This is a genomic window from Pseudescherichia sp., assembly GCF_031987975.1.
Lineage (GTDB): Bacteria > Pseudomonadota > Gammaproteobacteria > Enterobacterales > Enterobacteriaceae > Pseudescherichia.
On record NZ_DALZYX010000018.1, the window covers coordinates 22,157 to 28,565 of the forward strand.

Sequence of the window (6,409 nt, forward strand, 5' to 3'; positions counted from 1 at the left end):
GGCGTAGTTCTTACAGACTGCCCGATGGACGTTGGCCGCGTCCGGCAGAGCTTAGCGTTCTGGCGGTGCGTTTGCCGTCGAGCGACTCCAGACGCATCTGGAACGGCGGGAACGGCAGGTCGATGCCGTGCTCGCGGAAGCCCTGCAGGATCAGCTGGTGGATCTCGTGGCGCAGCGGCATCCGGTGGCCCATCTCGGCGGCGTAGATACGCAGCTCAAAGAGCTGGATCCCCTGCTGCAGATCCACCAGGAAGACCTCCGGCGGCGGGTTATCGATCACCAGCGTACAGCGCTCGGCGGCAGTGTAGAGCAGCTGGGTAACCTCTTCGCTGTTGGCATCAGAGGGCGCGGGAACGGTCAGTACCACACGCGTCACCGAATCCGACAGCGACCAGTTGATAAACTGCTCGGTGATAAACGCCTTATTCGGCACGATGATCTCTTTACGGTCCCAGTCGCTGATGGTCGTCGCACGGGTATTGATCTTCGTTACGCTACCGGTGAGATCGCGAATGGTCACGGTGTCGCCAATGCGGATCGGCTTCTCAAACAGGATGATCAGGCCGGAGATAAAGTTGGCGAAGATCTCCTGTAAACCAAAACCTAATCCCACACCAAGGGCGGCTACCAGCCATTGCAGTTTTGACCACTCGATACCGATCATGGAGAAGCCCACCAGGCCGCCAAACAGCATCAGCAGATACTTGGTGATGGTGGTGATGGCGTAGCCTGTCCCCGGCGTCAGGTCGAGGTGCTGAAGCAGCGCCAGCTCCAGCAGGGCCGGCAGGTGGCGCACCAGCTGGGTGGTGATGATAAACACCAGGATGGCGATCAGCACCGCACCAAGGGTGATCGGCTCCAGGCTCTCTACCCCCTGTACCGTTGAGGTGACGTCCCACAGGGAGATATTTTCCAGGAAGCCAAACGCCGAGTGGATCTCTGACCACAGCACAATCACTGATAGCAGGGCGATGAGCATCAGGAGCGAGCGCACCAGCCGCAGCGACTGGGCGCTGATGGCATCCAGGTCCAGCTCGCTCTCATCCACCTCTACCGTACCCTCCGTGCTGGTCGAGTGGGCCTGCTCCTCTTCGCCACGGGCGCGCTGGGCCAGGATCTCTGCCCGGCGTTGTCTTGCGCGGTCGAAGGCCAGACGGCGGCGCTGAATCAGCATCCAGCGGCGGATGATGTGATACACCACCAGCAGCAGGAACCAGATCGCTACCGAGGTTTCCAGACGGGCCAGCAGCGCCTGGGCGGTTGCAAGGTAGCCCACGGCAGCCGCCAGCATCGCCGCCAGCGGGGCGCTCATCAGCAGGTTCCAGAGCATATGGTTAACCATATTGTCGCCGCTGCCGGTCTTATCGACGTAGAGCGGGATCCCGGCGCGTTTCAGGCTCAGCGTTACCACGGCCAGCGCGCCACAGATCAGCATAAAGCAGAGACGGCCAAGAGAGCCGGAGAACTCGCGGTCGTTGAGGTTATCGAACATGATCAGCGCCATAATCAGCGGCACGATCAGGCCGATGCTCATCAGGTAGGAGCGCAGCCCGCGTGCGACCCGGCTACGCGGCCAGCCGAAATGGGCAACAAACAGGCCGGTAGGGCGGGCGAAGGTGGCGCAGATCATCACTACCCACAGCAGCGGCACGGTGGCGGTGACGCCATCGCCAATCGCTACGGCCAACGGGTAGGGCCAGGCGGATCGCAGGCCGTAGCCGAGCGTCGCCCACAGCACCGGCAGCGGAGAGGCGACGAGGATCGACCAGAACACCGTGCGCAGCGTGAGCCAGAAGTGATCCTGGGTCACCTTGCCCACCTTCGCGCTGGAGCGCTCCAGGAAGCGGGTAAAGTGCTTGCGGGAGTAGACGCTGAAGCCCACCAGCACCAGCGCGGCAAACAGCGGCAGCAACGTCTCCTTGCTGGTCAGCATCATCATCGTTGCCTTGCCGAGCTGGTTTACGGTATCCAGCGAGATGAGGCGACGCAGATCCTGGACAATCTCAATCGGCCAGCTGAGCGTCATCGGGCTGACGTCGGCGGTCCAGAAGAGATAGCGATGGGTAGCTTCGTTGACCTCTTTCAGCGCATCCTCAAGCTGGCTGTTGGAGACTTTAAGCTTGGTCAGCTCGAGGATCAGCGTATCGCCCCCCTGCAACAGGGAGGTGAGCAGCTCACGCTGGGTACGCAGCTGCGCCTCAAGAATGCGGCTCTGCTCGGCGGTCAGCGGCTGGCCGTCCGCCTGGCGGATCTGGCGCAGCTGAGGCTGCTTGTTGAGCAGATCCTCATAGTGCATGCGGTGTACTCGCAACTGGGCCATCTCGGTATCCAGCTGCTGCGGCTTCGGCATCTCCGGCAGGCGGGCCACCTGGGCGCGCAGCGCATCGCCCAGCATGTTGGAAACGCCCAGCCACTGGGACTGCTCGCGCAGCGTATTCAGGGCCTGGCGGACCTGCAACGTCTGACCTGTCGCCTGGCGCTGCTGGGAGGCAACCAGATCCATCCGCTGGGCCTGCTGGTTGAGCGCCTGCGACAGCTCGCGGTTGATTTTGAACTGGTCAACGATGCCCGCAGGCAGATTGGCGCTATTCTCTGCCAGCAGCTCGGTGCTCTCCAGCGCTTGCTCAGCTTCGCGCTGACGCTGGCTGTTGAGATGATTACGCAGCGCCTGTAAATAAGCGTCTAACTGCTGGGCCTGCCTTTGGGCTAGCTCGGAGCGCATCCGCGCCAGCTCCTGACGGTTGTTCGCCGACAGCTGGGCCAGCTCCAGCTCGTCAACCTGGGCTTTTAGCCTGGCAGAGTTCGCCTGCGCGCTCAAAGTCTGCGCCTGGGCCAACGCGGTTGTGCCAGTCTGCGTACCGATGCGGCGCTCTACCTCACTCAGCTGGCGACGGGCGTCGGTCTGCTGCTGCGGAAGCTGGCTTAAAGAGTCGTTGATCTCCCGGGCGCGCTCCTGCTCCTGCTGGGCAAGCCGCGTTTTTTCCAGCAGCTGGCTGCTGACCTGGAGGATCTCCTGGTTCAGCGCATCGGTGGAGATACCCGCCGGAACGGCTTTCGGCTCGTCGCGCAGGCTGCTGAACTGGGTGCGCAGCGTTTGGGAGAGTTTAGGGAAGTCGTCGATGACCTGCTGATACTGTTTGGCGCGTTCGAGGGAACCGTTACGCTCCTCAAGGGCGTTCAGCGCGGACTGGAGCGTCTCGACGGTCTCTGCCTGCTCTGGCGAGGCGGCGGCCGCTTTGGCTTGCTCCAGCTCCTGGGTGATCTGTTTGGCGTCGGGGATCGTCGCAGCGTACGCCCCCGCGCTGAGGCACCAGGCCATCAGAAATGCGATAATCAGGCGCACGTTGCTCTACCTTTGTGAAATTAAATCTTTGTTAAATCAAACTGGATCTTTGTTGTCGTCTACCATCGGGTTGGCCTCGTGCTCGGCGTCAATCTCTTCCTGCGGCAACGGGGTAGGAGAGACGTCTGGGGCAACGGCCTCGGTAGAGTAGGCCAGCGGCTCGCCGATTTTAGTCACCGACAGGCTCTCTAAATGCTCTGCCAGCGCAATGCTGCCCGGTGCGAAGAGGTTGATCACCGTGGAGCCGAGCTTAAAGCGACCCATCTCCTGGCCCTTCAGCAGCGCCACAGCACCTTCGCTTTCGCCTTCCGGCCACGTCCAGCGTTTGATAATGCCTTCGCGCGGCGGTGTGATAGTGCCTGCCCAGACGGTTTCGATGCTGCCAACGATGGTCGCACCCACCAGAATTTGCGCCATCGGGCCAAACTCGGTGTCGAACACGCAGATAACGCGCTCGTTACGGGCGAACAGGTTCGGCACGTTGCGCGCGGTGAGGTGGTTAACCGAGAAGAGATCGCCCGGCACGTAGATCATCTCGCGCAGGATGCCGTTGCACGGCATGTGTACGCGGTGATAGTCGCGCGGCGACAGATAGGTGGTCGCGAAGCTACCGTCACGGAACTTGTCCGCCAGCAGATAGTTACCGGCCAGCAGCGCTTCCAGGCTGTAGTGATGGCCTTTGGCCTGCAGCAGCTTGTCGTTTTCGATGCGGCCCAGCTGGCTGATCACGCCGTCGGCAGGCATCACCAGCACGCTGGGGTCGGTATTCAGCGGGCGGACTTCGTCGCGCAGCGGGCGGACAAAAAAGTCATTAAAGGTGCGATAGCTGGCGGTGTCCGGCTTCTGCGCCTCCTGCATATTGACCTTGTAGTATTTGACGAACAGGTCGATGACCAGCTTGGTCAGCCATCCCCCGCGTTTGCTTGCGCCCCAGCCCGCGAGGCGAGTGAGCCACAGTTTAGGCAGAATGTATTGAAGCGAAAGTTTAAATGAGTCTAACAAGGTAGCCTCCAGGCTAGTTTTTTGGTCGTTCCTGATCCGCAACGCAGCGGCGGACCCTTAAAAAAAGGGGACGATTTTAGCGATGCTCAGCTTAATTGTCAGTCGTCGGATTCAGAAAAGCTTTTACGCGTTTTTACCTGCGCCATGCTTTCCAGAATGCGGTGATAGTTTTCAAACCGCGTCTCAGCAATCTCACCTCTGTCAACGGCTTCCCGGATCGCACAGCCGGGATCGCTGGCATGCTTACAGTCGCGGTATTTACAGTGGCCGAGATAGTCGTGAAATTCGACAAAGCCGCGGGTGATTTGTTCCGGCTCCAGGTGCCAGAGACCAAATTCACGCACGCCGGGGGAGTCGATCACATCCCCACCGTGCGGGAAGTGATAGAGCCGCGCCGCCGTGGTGGTGTGCTGGCCCAGCCCCGAGTTGTCAGAGACATCGTTGGTCAGGATCTCCTCCTGGAGCCCCAGCAGAGCGTTCAGCAGGCTCGATTTGCCGACGCCGGACTGACCAGCAAAGATGCTAATGCGATCGGTCAGCGCCTCTTCCAGCGGTTTTAAGCCGTCCTGTGTATGACTAGAGACCATCAGCACGCGATAACCAATCTTACGGTAGACATCCATCTGCTCGTCCACAAAGGCTCTGCTTTCGTCATCCAGCAGGTCAATCTTGTTGAGCACGATGAGCGGTTCCACGTCCAGCGTTTCACAGGCTACCAGATAGCGGTCGATGATGTTAGGCGACAGCTCCGGCAGAATGGCAGAGACAATAATGATCTGATCGATATTGGCAGCGATGGGTTTTACCCCGTCGTAAAAGTCGGGGCGGGTCAGCACCGACGTGCGCTCATGCACTGCCTCAACGATACCTTTTACGTTAACCCCTTCAGCAGCGGCCTTGCCTGGACGCCAGACAACCCGGTCACCGGTTACCAGCGAGCGGATAGTGCGGCGGATGTTGCAGCGGTGGACGTCGCCGTCGGCGGCTTCAACGTCGGCGTGCATACCAAAACGGCTAATAACGATCCCTTCGGCGGTCTCGCCAAACAGGTTATCGTCGTAGTCCGGCTTCTCCGTAGACGTTTTAAGCCGACGCTGGTGGTTTGCTTTCACACGGCGCTGCTGGCCTTTGGAGAGTTTATTTTTACTCAATCGTACTGACTCCTGGTCGCCCCTGGTGGGCAAAACCTCTATGATAGATGCTAATTTAGATAATTATAGTCGTGCGAGATGGGTGGAAAATAGCATGAGTGCAGATGAAAACAACCTGATTTGGATCGATCTGGAGATGACCGGGCTGGATCCCGAGCGCGATCGCATTATTGAGATCGCAACCCTGGTCACCGATGCCAACCTGAATATTCTGGCGGAAGGCCCGGTGATTGCCGTGCATCAGTCCGACGAACAGCTGGCGCTGATGGATGAGTGGAACGTGCGCACCCATACCGGTAGCGGGCTGGTGGAGCGGGTTAAGGCCAGTACCCAGGACGATCGTGCGGCTGAACTGGCGACCATTGCCTTCCTGAAGGAGTGGGTCCCGGCGGGAAAATCCCCTATCTGCGGCAACAGCATCGGCCAGGATCGTCGCTTCCTGTTTAAGTATATGCCCGAGCTGGAAGCCTACTTCCACTATCGCTACCTTGACGTCAGCACGCTGAAAGAGCTGGCTAAGCGCTGGAAGCCAGAGGTACTGGATGGCCTGAAAAAGCAGAATACTCACCAGGCGCTGGATGATATCCGCGAGTCCGTGGCGGAGCTGGTCTACTATCGCGAGAACTTTATTAAGCTTTAAGCAGGATGCCCGGCGGACCGTCTGCCGGGCCTACGAAAAGTGATTTGCTGTGAAAATAGACAATGTGTCGAATATTGCAGCATTCAAACTTAATTTCGCAAAATTCGCTTTCAGGGGGGTTGCAGCTAAAAGGATTTCTCGTATAATGCGCCTCCCGTAACGATGAGAAATTGACGTTACGACAGCAACAAGTTTGCGGGAATAGCTCAGTTGGTAGAGCACGACCTTGCCAAGGTCGGGGTCGCGAGTTCGAGTCTCGTTTCCCGCTCCAAA

Annotated in this window: 4 protein-coding genes and 1 tRNA gene; 2 read left to right on the top strand and 3 right to left on the bottom strand. The window is 59.3% G+C overall.

Going from position 1 to position 6,409, the window contains the following annotated elements:
- Window positions 1-10: 10 nt before the first annotated feature.
- The 3 genes from mscM to rsgA form a co-directional block, all read right to left on the bottom strand.
- Window positions 11-3,343, bottom strand: coding sequence for a miniconductance mechanosensitive channel MscM (mscM, locus tag RTN40_RS20320; protein WP_312229947.1), 3,333 nt, complete (start codon window positions 3,341-3,343; stop codon window positions 11-13).
- Between the two features lie 36 nt (window positions 3,344-3,379).
- Window positions 3,380-4,345 carry an archaetidylserine decarboxylase gene (gene asd, locus RTN40_RS20325; RefSeq protein WP_312229948.1) on the bottom strand — a complete coding sequence of 322 codons (966 nt, stop codon included), beginning with the start codon at window positions 4,343-4,345 and terminating at the stop codon, window positions 3,380-3,382.
- A gap of 98 nt (window positions 4,346-4,443) precedes the next feature.
- Entirely contained in the window at window positions 4,444-5,496 is a 1,053-nt protein-coding gene (gene rsgA / locus RTN40_RS20330) for a small ribosomal subunit biogenesis GTPase RsgA (protein ID WP_312229949.1), read from the bottom strand.
- A gap of 94 nt (window positions 5,497-5,590) precedes the next feature.
- Here rsgA and orn point away from each other — a divergent pair, with 94 nt between their 5' ends.
- Both orn and RTN40_RS20340 read left to right on the top strand, forming a co-directional pair.
- Window positions 5,591-6,136, top strand: a complete 546-nt coding sequence (gene orn, locus RTN40_RS20335) for an oligoribonuclease (RefSeq protein ID WP_312214447.1) — start codon at window positions 5,591-5,593, stop codon at window positions 6,134-6,136.
- Between the two features lie 195 nt (window positions 6,137-6,331).
- A tRNA-Gly gene (locus tag RTN40_RS20340) sits at window positions 6,332-6,407 on the top strand.
- Window positions 6,408-6,409: the final 2 nt, after the last annotated feature.